The sequence below is a fragment of the Pseudomonas sp. SH10-3B genome, from assembly GCF_019891415.1.
Classification (GTDB): domain Bacteria; phylum Pseudomonadota; class Gammaproteobacteria; order Pseudomonadales; family Pseudomonadaceae; genus Aquipseudomonas.
Genome location: NZ_JAFLXD010000114.1, coordinates 1 through 1,142 on the forward strand (window position 1 = coordinate 1; position 1,142 = coordinate 1,142).

General features: G+C 65.8%; 1 protein-coding gene. It reads right to left on the bottom strand.

What is annotated here, in order from left to right; all coding sequences use genetic code 11:
- A partial coding sequence (gene gspE, locus J1G35_RS30575) for a type II secretion system ATPase GspE (RefSeq protein ID WP_223016868.1) occupies positions 1–1,142 on the bottom strand: 1,142 nt, incomplete at both ends.

The following is a 1,142-nucleotide window of genomic DNA, read 5'->3' on the forward strand; positions in this document are numbered from 1 at the left end:
GCGGTGGCGCCGCTGCGTACCCAGCGCTCGCCGTCTTCACGCATGCTGAACATCCCCGCACGGCGCGCCGCCACGCGCAGATCCTGCTCGCCCGCTCCCTGGTGGATCAGGCTGCGCACCTCGTCGTCGACGCAAAACAATTCATGGATCCCGGTCCGCCCGCTGTAACCGATCTGATTGCACTGCGCGCAGCCCACCGGGCGCCAGGTGCCGGGCGCGGCCGGGTCTTCCTGTTTGCAATGCGGGCACAGGCGGCGTACCAGGCGTTGCGCCAGGACACCCAATAACGACGAGGCCAACAGGAACGGTTCGACGCCCATATCGATCAGGCGGTTGACCGCCGACACCGCATCGTTGGTGTGCAATGTAGCAAGTACCAAATGCCCGGTGAGCGAGGCCTGTACCGCGATTTGCGCGGTCTCCAGGTCGCGGATTTCACCGATCATGATGATGTCCGGGTCCTGGCGCAGGATCGCCCGCAGCGCCAGGCCGAAGGTCATGTCGATCTTGGCGTTGACCTGGATCTGGCTGATGCCCGGCAGGTCGTATTCCACCGGGTCTTCCACGGTGAGGATATTGCTGGTGCTCGCATCCAACCGAGCGAGCGCCGCGTACAGGCTGGTGGTCTTGCCGCTGCCCGTGGGCCCGGTGACCAGCACGATGCCATGGGGCTGGCGAATCAAGGTGTCGAGGCGCGCCAGCAACTGCGGCTCCATGCCCAGGGTCTCCAGCTGCAAACGCCCGGCCTGCTTGTCGAGCAAGCGCATCACCACGCGCTCGCCATGCCCGGTGGGCACCGTCGACACACGAATATCAATCGGCCGCCCGGCCACGCGCAGGGCGATGCGGCCGTCCTGGGGCAGGCGTTTTTCGGCGATGTCGAGCTGGGCCATGATCTTGATCCGCGACACCAGCGCGCCATGCAACGCCTTGCGCGGCGACACCACGTCACGCAGGGTGCCGTCGACGCGGTAACGCACCACGGAGTGGGTTTCATACGGCTCAATGTGAATATCACTGGCCTCGTCCCGCGCGGCCTGGGTGAGCAAGGCGTTGATCATACGAATCACCGGCGCGCCGTCCTGGGTGTCGAGCAGGTCGGTGATCTCGGGCATGTCCTGCATCAGGCGGTCGAGGTCGAC